The 14,316-nt window shown below is 52.8% G+C and carries 14 protein-coding genes and 1 pseudogene; 8 read left to right on the top strand and 7 right to left on the bottom strand.

What is annotated here, in order from left to right; genetic code table 11:
• Together JJU14_RS11775 and nfuA are read right to left on the bottom strand one after the other, a co-directional pair.
• Nucleotides 1-301, bottom strand: a pseudogene (locus JJU14_RS11775) (xylanase); the annotation flags it as partial.
• 21 nt (nucleotides 302-322) lie between these two features.
• Nucleotides 323-901 carry a Fe-S biogenesis protein NfuA gene (nfuA, locus tag JJU14_RS11770; protein WP_228613781.1) on the bottom strand — a complete coding sequence of 193 codons (579 nt, stop codon included), beginning with the start codon at nucleotides 899-901 and terminating at the stop codon, nucleotides 323-325.
• Between the two features lie 127 nt (nucleotides 902-1,028).
• Between nfuA and JJU14_RS11765 the strand changes: the two genes are divergently transcribed.
• Entirely contained in the window at nucleotides 1,029-3,575 is a 2,547-nt protein-coding gene (locus tag JJU14_RS11765; RefSeq protein WP_228613780.1) for a M14 family zinc carboxypeptidase, read from the top strand.
• 49 nt (nucleotides 3,576-3,624) lie between these two features.
• Here the strand turns inward: JJU14_RS11765 and JJU14_RS11760 are convergent, their stop codons facing one another.
• Entirely contained in the window at nucleotides 3,625-4,350 is a 726-nt protein-coding gene (locus tag JJU14_RS11760; RefSeq protein WP_228613779.1) for a ComF family protein, read from the bottom strand.
• A gap of 38 nt (nucleotides 4,351-4,388) precedes the next feature.
• On the opposite strand from JJU14_RS11760, the gene bioH reads away from it, so the two are divergent.
• The 3 genes from bioH to JJU14_RS11745 all read left to right on the top strand — a co-directional run bounded on the left by bioH (nucleotide 4,389) and on the right by JJU14_RS11745 (nucleotide 6,362).
• Nucleotides 4,389-5,150, top strand: a complete 762-nt coding sequence (gene bioH / locus JJU14_RS11755) for a pimeloyl-ACP methyl ester esterase BioH (RefSeq protein ID WP_228613778.1) — start codon at nucleotides 4,389-4,391, stop codon at nucleotides 5,148-5,150.
• 73 nt (nucleotides 5,151-5,223) lie between these two features.
• Nucleotides 5,224-5,520 carry an excinuclease ATPase subunit gene (locus tag JJU14_RS11750; RefSeq protein WP_228613777.1) on the top strand — a complete coding sequence of 99 codons (297 nt, stop codon included), beginning with the start codon at nucleotides 5,224-5,226 and terminating at the stop codon, nucleotides 5,518-5,520.
• 5 nt (nucleotides 5,521-5,525) lie between these two features.
• Nucleotides 5,526-6,362, top strand: coding sequence for a putative metalloprotease CJM1_0395 family protein (locus JJU14_RS11745; RefSeq protein WP_228613776.1), 837 nt, complete (start codon nucleotides 5,526-5,528; stop codon nucleotides 6,360-6,362).
• 45 nt (nucleotides 6,363-6,407) lie between these two features.
• Here the strand turns inward: JJU14_RS11745 and JJU14_RS11740 are convergent, their stop codons facing one another.
• Together JJU14_RS11740 and greB are read right to left on the bottom strand one after the other, a co-directional pair.
• Entirely contained in the window at nucleotides 6,408-8,723 is a 2,316-nt protein-coding gene (locus JJU14_RS11740) for a Tex family protein (protein WP_228613775.1), read from the bottom strand.
• A 119-nt stretch (nucleotides 8,724-8,842) separates the two neighbouring features.
• A complete protein-coding gene (gene greB, locus JJU14_RS11735; protein WP_091344033.1) occupies nucleotides 8,843-9,334 on the bottom strand; it encodes a transcription elongation factor GreB in 492 nt (163 codons plus the stop codon).
• Between the two features lie 168 nt (nucleotides 9,335-9,502).
• Between greB and JJU14_RS11730 the strand changes: the two genes are divergently transcribed.
• The 3 genes from JJU14_RS11730 (at nucleotide 9,503) to envZ (ending at nucleotide 11,863) form a co-directional block, all read left to right on the top strand.
• Complete coding sequence (locus JJU14_RS11730; protein ID WP_228613774.1) at nucleotides 9,503-9,724, top strand: hypothetical protein; 222 nt, start codon at nucleotides 9,503-9,505, stop codon at nucleotides 9,722-9,724.
• Between the two features lie 100 nt (nucleotides 9,725-9,824).
• Entirely contained in the window at nucleotides 9,825-10,550 is a 726-nt protein-coding gene (gene ompR, locus JJU14_RS11725; protein WP_091344037.1) for a two-component system response regulator OmpR, read from the top strand.
• A complete protein-coding gene (gene envZ, locus JJU14_RS11720; RefSeq protein WP_228613773.1) occupies nucleotides 10,547-11,863 on the top strand; it encodes a two-component system sensor histidine kinase EnvZ in 1,317 nt (438 codons plus the stop codon). Before ompR ends, envZ begins: the two co-directional genes overlap by 4 nt.
• A gap of 82 nt (nucleotides 11,864-11,945) precedes the next feature.
• On the opposite strand, the gene hslO is transcribed toward envZ, so the two are convergent.
• Both hslO and hslR read right to left on the bottom strand, forming a co-directional pair.
• A complete protein-coding gene (gene hslO / locus JJU14_RS11715; protein WP_228613771.1) occupies nucleotides 11,946-12,803 on the bottom strand; it encodes an Hsp33 family molecular chaperone HslO in 858 nt (285 codons plus the stop codon).
• A gap of 5 nt (nucleotides 12,804-12,808) precedes the next feature.
• Nucleotides 12,809-13,213 (bottom strand): ribosome-associated heat shock protein Hsp15, encoded by a 405-nt coding sequence (gene hslR / locus JJU14_RS11710; protein ID WP_228613769.1) that lies wholly within the window; start codon nucleotides 13,211-13,213, stop codon nucleotides 12,809-12,811.
• Nucleotides 13,214-13,365: 152 nt separating this feature from the next.
• Here hslR and gspC point away from each other — a divergent pair, with 152 nt between their 5' ends.
• The gene (gene gspC, locus JJU14_RS11705; protein WP_228613767.1) at nucleotides 13,366-14,289 is read left to right on the top strand and encodes a type II secretion system protein GspC; all 924 of its coding nucleotides are present in this window, start codon (nucleotides 13,366-13,368) and stop codon (nucleotides 14,287-14,289) included.
• The last annotated feature ends 27 nt before the right edge of the window (nucleotides 14,290-14,316 follow it).

The raw sequence follows: 14,316 nt of genomic DNA, 5'->3' as shown, positions 1-14,316 counted from the left end.
CCATCAGAATCGGGTGCGCTGCGGTGTAGTTGTTGGCATAACCATCATCAAAGGTGATGGCTACTGCATTATGCGGCACCGGTTCACCAGCCTGCAGCTTGGCAAGCAGTTCATCGAGCCCCACCACGTCAAAGCCATGTTCCTGCAAATGCGTCAGATGCTGACGCAGTTCGTCTTCGGTGGTGCTACTGACTCTGGGGGTATCCTCAGCGATATGATGGTAGATCAAGATCACTGCCGCCTGAGCTGGTAGCAGTGCTAAAAGGCCTAGCAGCAGGAGAGTATGCAGGGTGGATTTCATGGCTTCATCTCTGATAGCGGTTTAATAGTAGGAGTGTTCACCACGCTGATGCTCGGTGATGTCTTTTACGCCCGTCAATTCACCGGCAAAACGATTCAGCAGCTCTTTCTCAATACCTTCTTTTAAGGTCAGATCAACCTGAGCACAGCCATTGCAGCCACCGCCAAATTGCAACACGACGACACCCGCATCGTTTAGCTCGACCACACTGACGTTGCCACCATGGTTGGCCAGTTGCGGGTTGATCTCGGCATCAATCATGTATTGCACCCGCTCACGCAGCGGCGCATTGTCACTCACCTTGCGTACTTTGGCGTTCGGCGCTTTTAGCGTCAGTTGAGAGCCCATCTGATCAGTGACAAAATCGATTTCAGCATCCACTAAAAAGGGCTGGCTTTCGGCATCCACCACGGCAGCAAAACCATTGAAAGGCAGCTGTTGATCGCTTTCCTCCACCGAGTCAGGCGGGCAGTAGGACACGCCGCACTCCGCGCTGGCCGTGCCAGGATTGACAACAAAGACCCGGATATGAGTGCCTTCGGGTTGCTTCTCAAGCAGTTTGACAAAGTGGCTTTGTGCACTTTCAGAAATCGAAATCATCGGTAGTACCTGACTAATTTACTAGGTTATAGCCTATCATACTCTTCCTTGTAGCTGGTTTCCAGCCCAGCTTGAGTTTGCCATGGCTTTATTGGACACTATAAGCAATGAGATTGGAGACTTTGTTATGAAAAAAATCCTGCTTCTTCTGTTGCTTGCCTGCAGTTTGCCCGCCGTTGCCGTTTGGCCTGAAGCATCTTTCAATGCTGACGTACCACGGCCAGAGCAAACGGCCGGTTTTGCCATGGGGGAGTGGCACTGGCGGCACGACCAGATACAGCATTATTTTGAGCGTCTGGCGGCTCATTCACCACTTGCCACTTTGCAGGTCATAGGCTACAGCCATGAACGACGTCCTTTGCTGCAGTTGGTGGTGTCATCCGAGCAGAATCTTGCACGGCTGGATAGCATCCGGCAGCAGAACCTGGCGCAAAGCCAGGGCCAAACGTTGGCAGAGGGTGCACCAGTGATTATCTGGCTTGGCTATGGTGTGCATGGGAACGAACCCAGCGCGACCCATGCCGCAGTGGCACTGGCCTATTATCTGACTGCAGCCCAAAACACTGAAGTAGAGCAGTGGCTGGACGAAGCTGTGATCATCATTCAACCCAGTCTAAACCCGGATGGGCATGATCGTTTCTCGCATTGGGTCAATATGCATCGTGGTAAGACACCGGTGGCCGATCCGCAGCACCGGGAACATGTTGAGCCCTGGCCCAATGGCCGGCCGAATCATTACTGGTTTGATTTAAACCGGGACTGGTTGTTGCTGCAGCATCCGGAAAGCCAGGCAAGAATTAGCGAGTATCATCGCTGGCTGCCACAGGTGTTGGGTGACTTCCATGAAATGGGTACCAACAGCACCTACTTTTTTCAGCCTGGGATCCCAAGCCGCAATTATCCGCTCACGCCAGAACGCAATTTTGAACTGACCCGTACCTTGGCTGAGTTCCATGCCGCCAGCCTGGACCAAGCCAAAGAGCTGTATTACACCGAAGAAAGCTTTGATGATTTTTACATCGGCAAAGGCTCCACCTATCCGGATGTGACCGGCGGCATTGGTATTTTGTATGAGCAGGCCAGCAGTCGTGGTCATGTGCAGGAGTCCATTCATGGGCTGCTGACCTTTGAACGCACCATCCGCAACCAGTTGCTCACGTCTTTATCGACCATCCGCGGAGCGGTTGAGTATCGCTCCGAGTTGCAGCGCTATCAGCAAGACTTTTTCCGGCTTGGTCAAACGGAGGCCCGTCAGGAAAACTTTCGTGGTTACATGCTGACCGAGGCGGATGATAAAACCCGGCTGCATGCTTTGCTGCGGCTTTTGCGCCAGCACCAGATTGAGGCTTATCCTCTGCAACGCGACTGGCAGGATGGGCAGTACAGCTACAAGGCTGGAGAAAGTTATTTTGTACCCTTGCAACAAGCACAGTACCGCTTACTGAAAGGCGCTTTTAGTACCCGGAAAAATTTCCCGGACAATACCTTTTACGATGTTTCCAGCTGGACTTTACCGTACGCCTACAACATCGAGTATCGGCAGGTTCAGCGTGATCCAGCCAGAGCCCTGGCGAATGAACCCTGGGTTGAAGTTGTTCAATCTGTGCCTGCACCAGAGGCCGGTGCTTATGCCTATGCGTTTGGTTGGCAAGACCAAAAGGCCCCATTGTTGTTGCAGGCTCTGTTGGCCGAGGGCGTGGTTGCAAGAATGGCCCAAGCAGATTTTACTGCCGTCACCAATGATGGCCCCCAGTCTTTTGTCGCCGGCTCGGTACTGATTCCAGCAGGTTTGCAGCAAGAGTCTGATTGGTTTGCGCGCTTGCAGGCTGCACAGCAACGTTTTTCTCTGCCGGTGTTTGCCATTCAAACCGGCTTAACCCCGCAAGGCAGTGATTTAGGAAGTTTCCGTTTTGTACCTGTGCATTTGCCGCAAGTGCTGCTGATTGCCGGCCCTGGTATTAACTCGACCGAAGCTGGTGAGCTTTGGTACAACCTGGAGCGATTGGCTGGGATCTCGCCTAGTATGGTAGAGCCTGAGCGTTTCAGTCGGATTGATTTAAGTCGATATAGCCATATCATTTTGCCGGATGGTCAATACCAGCAATGGAACAATGCAGAGCAGGAAGCATTAAGCCGCTGGTTGAACGACGGCGGTATTTTGTGGGGACAAAAGCGCGCCGTAAGTTGGTTGGTACAGCATGAGTTGCTGCAGGCGCAATTGTGGCAACCGGCGGAAATGAACCGGATGATTTCGCATCAACAGCTAAGATACAGCGATCAGGAAGCGCTGGCGGCACGGCAGCGCATTGCCGGAGCTATTTTTGAAGCCGAGCTGGATCGCAGCCATCCGCTAACATTCGGTTTGCCGCGTGATCGTCTGCCATTGTTTAAAAACAGTACCTTGTTGCTGCAACCCTCACATGCCCCTTTTGTCAATGTGGCGCTGTACAGTGAGCAGCCGCATCTGGCCGGTTATACCGCGCCGGAGTTTGTCCCCCGTATTGGCCAGGCCGCAGCCCTACTAGCGCACAATCATGGTCGGGGCCGGGTGATTGCCATGACGGATAATCCGGTATTTCGAGGTTACTTTAAAGGCTCCAGTCGTTTGCTGGTCAATGCCATCTATCTTGGGCGCAGCTTCAGCGCCCGGCCACAGGCTGAAGACGAAGAATAAACCAGGTTGTATCCTGGTGACTTGATGAAACGACAAGGATGCCGTTTCATCAAGGCAATGACCCTTGTCGCCGGTCCTTGGCCGTGATGGCCAGAGTCCAGAGCTGTACCGGTTTGGCACCGCCTTGCTGCAAGCATCGACAGGCCTGCTGCAGGGTACTGCCGGTCGTGATCACATCATCCACCAGCGCGATTTGACCAAGCTGCTTTAACTGCATCCGAAAGACCGCATTCAGCTGAAATAGCTGACGGCTGTTGTGTTGACGTTGGCTGCGCTTTAACAGCCGCTGATGTTGACCGCTGCGTTGGCGCTGCAACAGTGGCAACATCGGTATTTGCCAGGTCTTTGCCAACACCTCTGCTAACAATCGTGCCTGATTAAAACCTCGTTTCAGATAACGCCAGGGAGGCATGGGAATGTAGCAAATGCAATCGGGCAATGGAAAGCCTGCAGCCTGATACTGCTGGGCTAACAGGCGGAATTGCTGCAGCAGCCAATGGCCTGCTGCCAGCTGTTGTTGGAGCTTCCATTGGCTGATGGCATAATCGTAAGGGGGCTGGTACCAGCTCAGACTAACTAAGCGTTCGGCGTGTAGTTTAGGTAAGCCTTGTTGCACCGCCGGCAACCACAATAGATTGCCCTGGTAAAAAACGATGTCAAAGCCTGGCAAGGCTTGCTGGCAGCAGCTGCACACTTGCTGGCCGGCCTGATGTACCGGCAGATCGCACCAGAGACAACGGTTGGGCATCAGCTGGTGCAGTATTGTTTGTAGCATAAATGTTTATCGATCGTTTATTTTGGAGTATGAAATAAGTGGGTCAACAGAGCAAGCCGAATTTAGTATTACTGCATGGCTGGGGCATGAATCAGGCGGTCTGGCAGCAGTGGCTGCCGTTACTGCAACAGGACTGGCAAGTGCATACGCTGGATTTGCCTGGGTTTGGATTGAGTAAAGATTGTCCTAAGCCCTACGCTTTAGCTGTACTGGCAGAGTTGTTGCAGCCACAGCTCCCGGCCAAAGCCGTACTTTGCGGCTGGTCACTGGGGGGCCTGGTTGCCATTGAGTTGGCACGTAGTTACCCGCAGCAGGTGCAAGCACTGGCATTGTTAGCGGCATCGCCTTGTTTTATGGCGCAAACCGACTGGCCTGGCATGTCAGCGCGTATTTTCACCCAGTTTCAGCAGCAGCTCAGTAACAACATACCTCTGACCATCCAGCGCTTTTTAGCTATTCAGGCAATGGGCAGTCCCAGTGCTAAAGGCGATATCAAGCAGTTACGTCAGGCTATTTTGCAACTGCCGGAACCAAAGTCAGAAGCTGTCACCGGTGGTTTGGCGCTGCTGCAAAGCTGTGATCTTCGTGCTGAGCTGGTAAGTTTATCGCTGCCGGTGCATGCCGCTTTTGGCCGCTTGGATACACTGGTGCCAATTGAAGTAGAGCAAGCCCTGCAGCAACGGATACCCACCGCTAAGACCCATTGTTTTGCCCATGCTTCACATGCGCCTTTTATATCACACCCAGCAGAAAGTGCGGCCTGGTTACAACAGATCCGAACGCAATTACCTGGTGAATAAAGTGGCAAAGCTTTATTTTTTACCCGAAATGGTTAATAATTAACCATTGACGTGGTGGTTTAACGAGGTGCGTATGAACATCCAGTCGGCTTTTGCTTCCGGCATGCAAGGCGTGCAGTCAGCCAGTGATGGCATGTCGCAAAGCACGCTCAATATCAACCGCCAAACCCAACGCCCTGCAGATCCGGTAGCCGAAGCTGAGGCTGTGCCTAATGCACAGCAACCAGTGCAATCGGTAACAGCAGCATTGCCCAGCCTGGAATCCAGTCTGATTGATCTTACCGTTCAGCAGCGGCTGGCGGAAGCGAATGTGCGCTCCATTGAAACGGCCAGCAGTGTGCTTGGCACCTTGATTGACACCAAGGCCTAGCTGCTATGCTGATCACCTCGCACTATCCCAATGTTAGCCTGAATACCGCCAATCCGGCGACGGAGATGGCGCGCCGGGATAATCAGCGACGGGATTTGTTCGAGCCTGTGCAGGAAGCGGCTAAGAACTCAGCGGAAAAGCCGATTGCCAGTGACGATAAAGCCAAACAACAGCAGCCTCAGGCCAACAGCAATCAACAGCGCAATGAGCAAGCACAGACTGAAACCAATGCTGCCGTGCGTGGTCGGGAACAGGATGCCGAGCGAGACCCAGAAAGCCGTTCTGATAAGGAGCAACAGCGCCAGCAAGAGCGGGCCGAGCAACAGGAGTTGCGCGAGCTGCAAGCCCGGGACCGCGAAGTGCGTGCCCACGAACAAGCCCACGCGGCTGTAGGCGGCCAATACGCCAGTGCGCCAACTTACACTTATGAGCGTGGCCCCGATGGCAATCAGTATGCCGTTGGTGGCGAAGTACAAATTGATCTATCGGAGATCCCGGCTAACCCTCAGGCCACGGTGCAAAAAATGCAGCAGGTGCGTGCTGCTGCTTTAGCACCGGCGGAGCCCTCTGCAGCCGATCGGCGCATTGCCGCTGAAGCCAGTCGTCGGATGTTGGCAGCCAGAGCCGAGATGGCCAAAGAAGCGATAAGCCGCAGCAATGAGCCATCAGCACCACGCCGGGCGATGGCCGATACCGCCGCCGAAGACCAAATCCGTGTATCAGCGGCCAATACGCCTGCTATGTCCGACACCGAAACCCTGCAACGGCGCAGCCAGGTGATTGCCGGTTTTTATCAGCAAGCCACCCAGCCTTCGCTGAGCAGTCTGCGTCAACAAGCCTGAGTCTCGATGAACCGGGCAGTAAGTTCTACCCGGGTTTTAACCTAGTTACTTTTTCAGCTTCGCCAATGCATCGGCAAAGGCATTACCCATGGCAGCGTTGGCCGGCGCTGCGGCTTTGGCAGGCTTGGCCGCACGTGGTTGTTGGGGTTTGCCTTTGCTGGCAGGGGCCTTGGTCGGCGTAGCCTGGCCAGGTTGCTCATCCATCCGCATGGTCAATGCGATGCGCTTGCGCTCTTTATCCACATCCAGCACTTTGACCTTGACGATGTCACCGGCTTTCACCACTTTGTGCGGATCGCTGACAAAGGTATCGGACAGCGAGGAGATATGCACCAGACCATCCTGATGCACGCCAATATCGACAAAGGCACCAAAGTTGGTGACATTGGTGACTACACCTTCCAGCAACATGGCAGGTTTTAAATCGTCGATGGTGTTGACACCCTCTTTAAAGCTGGCCATTTTGAATTCCGGGCGCGGATCACGGCCGGGTTTTTCCAGTTCGCTTAAAATATCGCTGATGGTTGGAATCCCAAAGTGAGCATCGGCAAAGTCTTCCGGTTTCAGTTTGCTGATAAAATCACTGTTGCCAAGAATGTCCTGCACCGATTTCTGGTGTTGGGCCAAAATTTTCTCCACCACCGGGTAGGCTTCTGGGTGCACACCAGAGGCATCCAGCGGGTTATCGCCCGCACTTATGCGCATAAAACCGGCAGCTTGTTCAAAGGCTTTGGGGCCCAGACGGGCCACTTTTAGCAACTCTTTGCGGTTGCTAAAGCGGCCATGCTGCTCACGGTGGAGTACGATATTTTGTGCCAGGGTTTTATTCAGGCCTGCTACCCGGCTCAATAAGGGCACCGAGGCGGTATTTAGATCGACGCCGACCGCGTTCACACAATCTTCCACCACCGCTTCCAGCGATTTGCTGAGCAGGCTTTGATTCACGTCGTGCTGGTACTGGCCAACGCCAATGGCTTTGGGTTCAATTTTCACCAGCTCTGCCAGCGGGTCCTGCAAGCGACGGCCGATGGAAACAGCGCCACGGTAGGATACATCCAGATCCGGAAACTCCTGCGCAGCAAACTCCGAGGCTGAATACACCGAGGCGCCGGCTTCGGACACCATGATCTTGGTCAGTTTCAACTCCGGGTGCTTTTTCATCAGCTCGGCCACCAACTGGTCGGTTTCACGCGAAGCGGTGCCATTGCCGATGGCCACCAGCTCTGGTTTGAACTGCTGACAGAGGTTTTGCAAGGTGCGCAGCGACTTGTCCCAGTGATTTTGTGGTGCATGTGGGAATATGGTTTGGCTGCTGAGTAGCTTGCCGGTCTCATCCAGCATCACTACTTTCACGCCGGTACGAAGGCCAGGATCCAGCGCCATGGTTGGGCGTAGGCCGGCTGGCGCTGCCATCAACAAGTCTTTCATATTGCGGGCAAACACCTTGATGGCTTCTGCTTCAGCACGCTCACGCAGCTCGCTTAGTAGATCATTTTCCAGGTGCAGATGCAGCTTCACTTTCCAGGTCCACTGCGCCACGGTTTGCAAGAAGGCATCGGCTGCCCGGCCTTGATTGCTCAGGTTAAAATGGCTGGCAACCGTTGCAATACAGCGTTGATGCGCTTCGGGTTCATCGCTGTCGGGCAGTAGCTGCAATTGCAGGAAGCCTTCATTGCGGCCACGGAACATCGCCAGCGCGCGGTGCGATGGCAGTTGTCGCCACAACTCACTGTGCTCAAAATAGTCGCGGAATTTGGCGCCTTCCTTTTCTTTGCCAGCAACCACAGTGCTTTTTAGCACCCCATGTTGGCTCAGTTGCTGGCGCAACCTTGCCAGCAGGTTGGCATCTTCGGCAAAGCGTTCCATCAGGATGTACTTTACGCCATCCAGCACCGCTTTGCTGTCGGCATAGCCAGCATCGACATTTAGATAGGATTGCGCTTCTTGCTCAGGGCTAAGCTCAGGATCGGCCATCAAGGCATTGGCAAGTGGTTCCAGCCCCGCTTCAATCGCCATCTGACCTTTGGTTCGGCGCTTAGGTTTGAATGGCAGGTACAAATCTTCCAGCCGGGTCTTGTTGTCGGCAGCTAGAATGTCTTGCTGCAGCTCGGGGCTCAGTTTGCCCTGATCAGCGATGGTTTTTAAAATCAGTTGACGCCGTTCTTCCAGCTCGCGCAAGTACGATAGACGCTGCTCCAGGGTACGTAACTGGGTATCATCCAAACCGCCGGTGACTTCTTTGCGGTAACGGGCGATAAAAGGCACGGTTGCACCATCGTCCAGCAATTGGATGGTCGCAACGACCTGCTCCGGGCGAGCGGCAATTTCAGCGGCAATTTGTTGTTCAAGCTTTACTATCATGCGTGTTTCCTGTGACCAGTAGCTAAGCTCTGGCATGGGCCCGGCATGTCGGCCGAGCGATGTTGTGTTAGCTGGACGAATTGTCCCTGTTCTTATGGCAAAAATCCAATGGCAATTGCTCAGGCATTGCTATCAGTTTCAAGCCGGTACGCTATGCTATTGATGATCCAGTTTTTCCGGCCGGTTGGTGTGGGTACTTGCACCTCGTCATCGACTTGCTTACCGAGCAAAGCGCGCGCCATCGGTGCATCAATGGAGATGTAATCACGTCGACCGTAGATTTCATCCGGACCAACGATACGAAAACAGCGTACCTCGCCATCGTCGTTTTCTACCTCCACCCAAGCGCCAAAAAATACCTTGCCCTCTTGCTCTGGTGCGTAATCCACCGGCCGCAATACTTCCAGCCGTTTACGAATAAAGCGAACCCGGCGGTCGATTTCGCGCAGTTGTTTCTTATTGTACTGGTAATCCGCGTTTTCACTGCGATCCCCCAAACTGGCGGCCCAACTGACTTTTTGCGTTACTTCAGGGCGTTTAACCCGCCATAGTTGGTCCAGCTCTTGTTGCAGTTTCAGGTAACCTTGCCGGCTGATTAAGTTGGTTCTCATGCGAAGCCCGGATTGTTCCAATGACTAGATTCTGCTTCATGGGGGCTGAAAGGCATTATTTAAAGCCTTTGATGGCAGTTAACTGACAACTGGTCACAAAGTAACTTCCCAACTATAGATTGTATAAAAAATGAACTATACTTGAGTGGGATTTGGAGGTAAGTGCAGATGAAAAAGATGATACTCTCTGTGTGTTCTGCAGCGTTGCTTGGCCTTAGCGGTTGCTCTACCATGACAAAGCCAGATTATGTCTGGGTGATGGATTATGATCAAATGCGGTTGGTTGAAGCGGCAAATCGTAACAGTGCTTTACCGAATCAGATGCATTGGGTCAACCCACCTATGAAGCGTATTCCGCGCGCTGAGTATGAACGCATGCAGCAGCAGTGAACACTGACAGAAAAACTTTGTAACACTGTTTTCAAACCCGGGGCTCTTCCCCGGGTTTGTTTTGGTTTATAGTGGCAAAAAAGTGATGGGGTGGCAGGGCATGACCACGGAAACAACAAAAATTCTGGTAGTGGATGATGATGTGCGTTTGCGCGCTTTGCTGGAGCGCTATCTGGTCGAGCAGGGTTTTCAGGTACGGGCTGTGGCGGATTATGAACAGATGCAACGAGTGATGGAGCGTGAGCACTTTCATCTGATGGTACTGGATCTGATGCTGCCCGGCGAAGATGGCCTTAGCATTTGCCGCAAGCTACGCCAGCAAGAGAATTTGATTCCTATCATTATGTTAACTGCCAAAGGCGATGAAGTGGACCGCATCATTGGACTTGAAATGGGCGCTGACGATTACCTACCCAAGCCATTTAACCCGCGTGAGTTGCTGGCCCGCGTCCGTGCTGTGCTCAGGCGCAAAAGCAAAGAGCTGCCAGGTGCACCATCACAGGAAGAAACCATTGTATCTTTTGGGCCTTTTCAATTTAATCTGGCTACCCGGGAAATGCGTAAGAACGATGAGGTATTGCCATTAACCAGTGGTGAGTTTGCTGTGCTCAAAGTGCTGGTAAGTCACCCGCGTGAGCCTTTATCTCGCGATAAACTCATGAATCAGGCCCGTGGCCGCGATTACTCAGCGATGGAACGCAGCATTGATGTACAGGTCTCACGTCTGCGACGTATGTTGGAAGATGATCCGGCTCACCCGCGCTACATTCAAACGGTCTGGGGGCTAGGTTATGTCTTTGTGCCGGATGGTGCTGTCAGTAAATGAGATTACTGCCACGTAGTGCCTTTGGTCAGACGGTATTGCTGATCGGTCTGCTGCTGCTGATCAATCAACTGGTATCTTATGTCACCGTGGCTTTTCATGTGATTAAGCCCACAGCCCAACAAATCAATCATTTAATTGCTAAGCAAATCAAAGTGGTCTTCATTGACTACGATCAAGACGAACCTCTGCTGACGGAAGCCATGGCCAGGCGTTTTCAAGATGCAACCGATATAGAGGTTTACCCTGAAGCACTGGCATTTGAGCATGGTTTAAATCAAGCTCGATTTTATCAGTTTATGTCCACCGCTATGTCGGAAGAACTGGGGGGGCCGGCTGAGGTACGTATCGAGCAGGGACAACAGCTGGCATTTTGGGTTCGGGCGCCACAAGCACCGGATTTTTGGATCCGCATTCCACTTTCCGGGCTGGATGAAAGCAGCTTCTCCTTATTGACCTTCTATTTACTGATGATAGGGGTGCTGAGTGTGGCTGGTGGCTGGTGGTTTGCCCGCACTCTGAACCGTCCACTTAAAAGTTTGCAACAGGCTGCGCTTCGGGTTGGGCGGGGTGAAATTCCGGAGCCACTGGCGGAAAATGGTTCCAGTGAAATTCGCGCGGTAACCCGGGCTTTTAATCAGATGGCCACCGGCATTAAGCATTTGGAACAGGACAGAGCCTTGCTGATGGCCGGGGTCTCCCATGATTTGCGCACACCGCTTACCCGCATTCGGTTGGCCAGTGAGATGTTACCGGAGCAAGATGCCTGGATCCGAGATGGCATTATCAATGATATCGAGGATATGAATGCGATTATTGATCAGTTTATGGATTTTATTCGTCATCATAAAGATGAAGCACTGCAATGGTTGTGTCTGAATGACTTGATTGAAGAGCTGCTGGAGTCGGAGCATTTGCAGCAGCGGCAGTTATTGCATGAGTTGGCAGCAGACTTACCAAAAGTACCGGTTCGTCGTATTGCCATGAAGCGGGTGCTGAACAACCTGCTGGAAAACGCACTGCGTTACAGCTCAGGCGATATTGAAATTAGTACCGGCTTTGAACGTGGCCGGCGCATGGTTTATTTGCAGGTGCGCGACCATGGCCCGGGTATTCCTGAGGCCAACATGCAGGCCATGTTTGAGCCCTTTACCCAAGGCGATATTGCCCGTGGTTCGGGTGGCTCCGGGCTTGGTCTGGCCATCATCAAGAAAATTCTCGATATGCACCACGGCGAGATCACCTTGCATAATCATGCCCATGGCGGCCTGGTGGCGCGGGTGTATCTGCCGTTGAAAGCCAAAGCAGGCAACTAACCCATTGCTACATTGCTATCCTGAAACTGCTTCCTGGGCCATGCTAGTACCCGCCTGTCAGGGCAGGCACTAGCCAGCCTGGTCAACCTTCAATGGATTGCAGCAAATCTGTTAAATCAGCGGCATCAAACCGGTAATTGGTAAGGCAGTATTCGCACTGGATATCCAACTGGCCTTCAGCAAGGTGCTCCCTGATGGCATCGGCACCAAGATTGACAATGGCAGAGGCACACTTCGAGCGAGAGCAGCCACACTCAAACCGGACTGGCTGTAGCGGAAAGGCTTCCACAACCTCTTGATGAAATAAGCGGTGCACCACTTCAGCCGCCGGTAAATTCAGCAGCTCATCGGCGGTAATAGTATCGGCCAGCATCACCAGGTCGTCGAAGTCCTGCCGGGACTTTTCCTGCTCAACCGGCAATACCTGCAACAGCATACCGGCTGCTTTGACCTGCTCGGATTGCATATCGGTGAACAAATAAACCCGGGTAGGCAGCTGCTCAGATTGAATAAAATAGGCCTCCAGGGTTTCTTTCAAGCTGTCGCCGGTGAGTGGAATAATGCCCTGATAGCGCTCGCCCTGATGGGGTGTGATGGTGACCAGCAAATAGCCTTCACCTACCAGCGCTTTTAAGCCTTCGCCCTGAACTTCGGCTTGCATGCGCACCACACCACGGAATACCTGCTGATCGCTACCATTCACGGTGGCATAGCGGATGGGTCCATCGCCTTGCAGTTGCACCGAAATGTCGCCTTCAAACTTCAGCGTTGCGGTGAGCAGGCTGGTTGCTGCCACCATCTCGGCAAGCAGCTGTTTGACCGGGAAAGGATAATCGTGATTTTGCAACATCTGCTGCAAGCTGGCGGCTAAATCGACGATTTCACCGCGCACGTTACGTTCCTGAAATAGAAAGCGGAATAAAGTATCTGAACTCATCATGTTTCTCATTGCTGGGATTTGATCAGCAGCAATTGCCGCCGCATCTTTTTGTCGGGTTTGGTGTCTGGGTGCGGCGCAAATAAGCTGTTGGTTTTGCGTAGCTCTGCCCGCTCTTGCCGTAAAGCCAGGCTGTCGCTGGTTTCTTCGTACAAGGCTTGTGCCAGAGGGGTCGACAAGCGCTTCTCTGCTAGGCCTTTGACCAGTACAGTTTTCTCATCATAGCTCTGCGCCAGTTTAATGGTCGCCCCTATCTCAACCAGTTTACTGGCTTTGCAGCGTTGGCCATTGTAATGCACTTTGCCACCATCGATCATGTTTTTTGCCAGGGTTCGGGTTTTGTAAAAACGACAGGCCCATAACCATTTGTCCAGCCGGACGGTTGGTGATTCCTGGCTTGATTGTGTCTTCATCATAATCCTCTGGTCGCTTGAACTCATCTGTTATACAGTAGGTCATCGACGACGGAATCACAGTTAACAATCTGTGAAACTTTGTCGTACCCCTTGTTGTCTGAGTGACAACTCAGTAAGATGAGCCGTCACCTATTATAAGAATTTGACCGATGAATTGGCAGTCCCTCACCATACAACTGAATCATTTGACCCAGCGTTTACCGCAAAGGTTGCTGAGTCGCTTACTGGCGGTGCTGTTGATTCTGTTGCTGGGCTGGTTACTGGCGCAGTTAACCTGGCAGTTGTTGCCACAACCTGCTGTTGAACACTGGCAAGGGGAGGGGCAGCGAACTGCCTCGGCAACACGCAGCGGAACCGATCTACAGCGCTTACTTAGTTTTCCCTTGTTCGGTAAAGCCAGTGAACAAGCCGAGGTCCGGCCTGAGCCGGTGGTGACTGAAGCACCCAAGACCCGCTTAAATGTCAAGCTAACTGGCTTGGTGTCGGGCAGAGATCCTAATCTGGGTAGTGCCGTGATTGAAAGCCGTGGCTCAGAGCTCGCTTATAAAGTGGGTGAACAAATTGAAGGCACCAACGCCAATTTGTATCAGGTGCTTAATGATCGGGTATTGTTGCAGGTAGCAGGGCGTTTTGAAACCCTGATGCTGGATGGTATTGAATTTACCCGTATCGCCGAGGCCAATGTCGGTTTGGGTCGGCCAGATCAAGACGATGAGCCGCAAATGATTAGTCCACAAGCGGAAGCGCCTAGTCTGGATCAAGCTGAATTTGCAGCGCAACGGGAGGCTATTCTGGCTGAGCCAACCCGCTTTTTCGATTTTATCCGGGTTACGCCGCAACATAATGATGGGCAGTTGCGCGGCTTTCGGCTAATGCCTGGCCGGGATCCGGGCTTATTTCAGCGACTCGGCTTTCGACCCAATGATCTGGCGGTCGAAATCAATGGTATTCCATTGACCGACCTGCAACAGGCCAATCAGGTACTAGGACAACTACGCGAAGCAAGCGATGCTTCAGTGCGCATTGAACGGGATGGTGAGCTGATCGACATTCAGTTTAACCTGTCCCAATAATAACGATTCAGCAGATGGTGATAGTCA

Source organism: Alkalimonas sp. (assembly GCF_020831925.1).
In the GTDB taxonomy this organism is placed as follows: domain Bacteria; phylum Pseudomonadota; class Gammaproteobacteria; order Enterobacterales; family Alteromonadaceae; genus Alkalimonas.
The sequence above is the reverse complement of the archived record's forward strand: the minus strand, read 5'-3'. Positions and strand labels throughout refer to the sequence as shown.

Bases quoted from the DNA above. Each gene is read 5' to 3' on its own strand.
- envZ (WP_228613773.1), top strand. From the start codon at position 10,547: ATGAGATTACTGCCACGTAGTGCCTTTGGTCAGACGGTATTGCTGATC.
- JJU14_RS11750 (WP_228613777.1), top strand. From the start codon at position 5,224: ATGAACATCCAGTCGGCTTTTGCTTCCGGCATGCAAGGCGTGCAGTCA.
- greB (WP_091344033.1), bottom strand. From the start codon at position 9,334: ATGAGAACCAACTTAATCAGCCGGCAAGGTTACCTGAAACTGCAACAA.
- JJU14_RS11730 (WP_228613774.1), top strand. From the start codon at position 9,503: ATGAAAAAGATGATACTCTCTGTGTGTTCTGCAGCGTTGCTTGGCCTT.
- hslR (WP_228613769.1), bottom strand. From the start codon at position 13,213: ATGAAGACACAATCAAGCCAGGAATCACCAACCGTCCGGCTGGACAAA.
- JJU14_RS11740 (WP_228613775.1), bottom strand. From the start codon at position 8,723: ATGATAGTAAAGCTTGAACAACAAATTGCCGCTGAAATTGCCGCTCGC.
- hslO (WP_228613771.1), bottom strand. From the start codon at position 12,803: ATGATGAGTTCAGATACTTTATTCCGCTTTCTATTTCAGGAACGTAAC.
- gspC (WP_228613767.1), top strand. From the start codon at position 13,366: ATGAATTGGCAGTCCCTCACCATACAACTGAATCATTTGACCCAGCGT.
- JJU14_RS11745 (WP_228613776.1), top strand. From the start codon at position 5,526: ATGCTGATCACCTCGCACTATCCCAATGTTAGCCTGAATACCGCCAAT.
- JJU14_RS11765 (WP_228613780.1), top strand. From the start codon at position 1,029: ATGAAAAAAATCCTGCTTCTTCTGTTGCTTGCCTGCAGTTTGCCCGCC.
- JJU14_RS11760 (WP_228613779.1), bottom strand. From the start codon at position 4,350: ATGCTACAAACAATACTGCACCAGCTGATGCCCAACCGTTGTCTCTGG.
- ompR (WP_091344037.1), top strand. From the start codon at position 9,825: ATGACCACGGAAACAACAAAAATTCTGGTAGTGGATGATGATGTGCGT.
- nfuA (WP_228613781.1), bottom strand. From the start codon at position 901: ATGATTTCGATTTCTGAAAGTGCACAAAGCCACTTTGTCAAACTGCTT.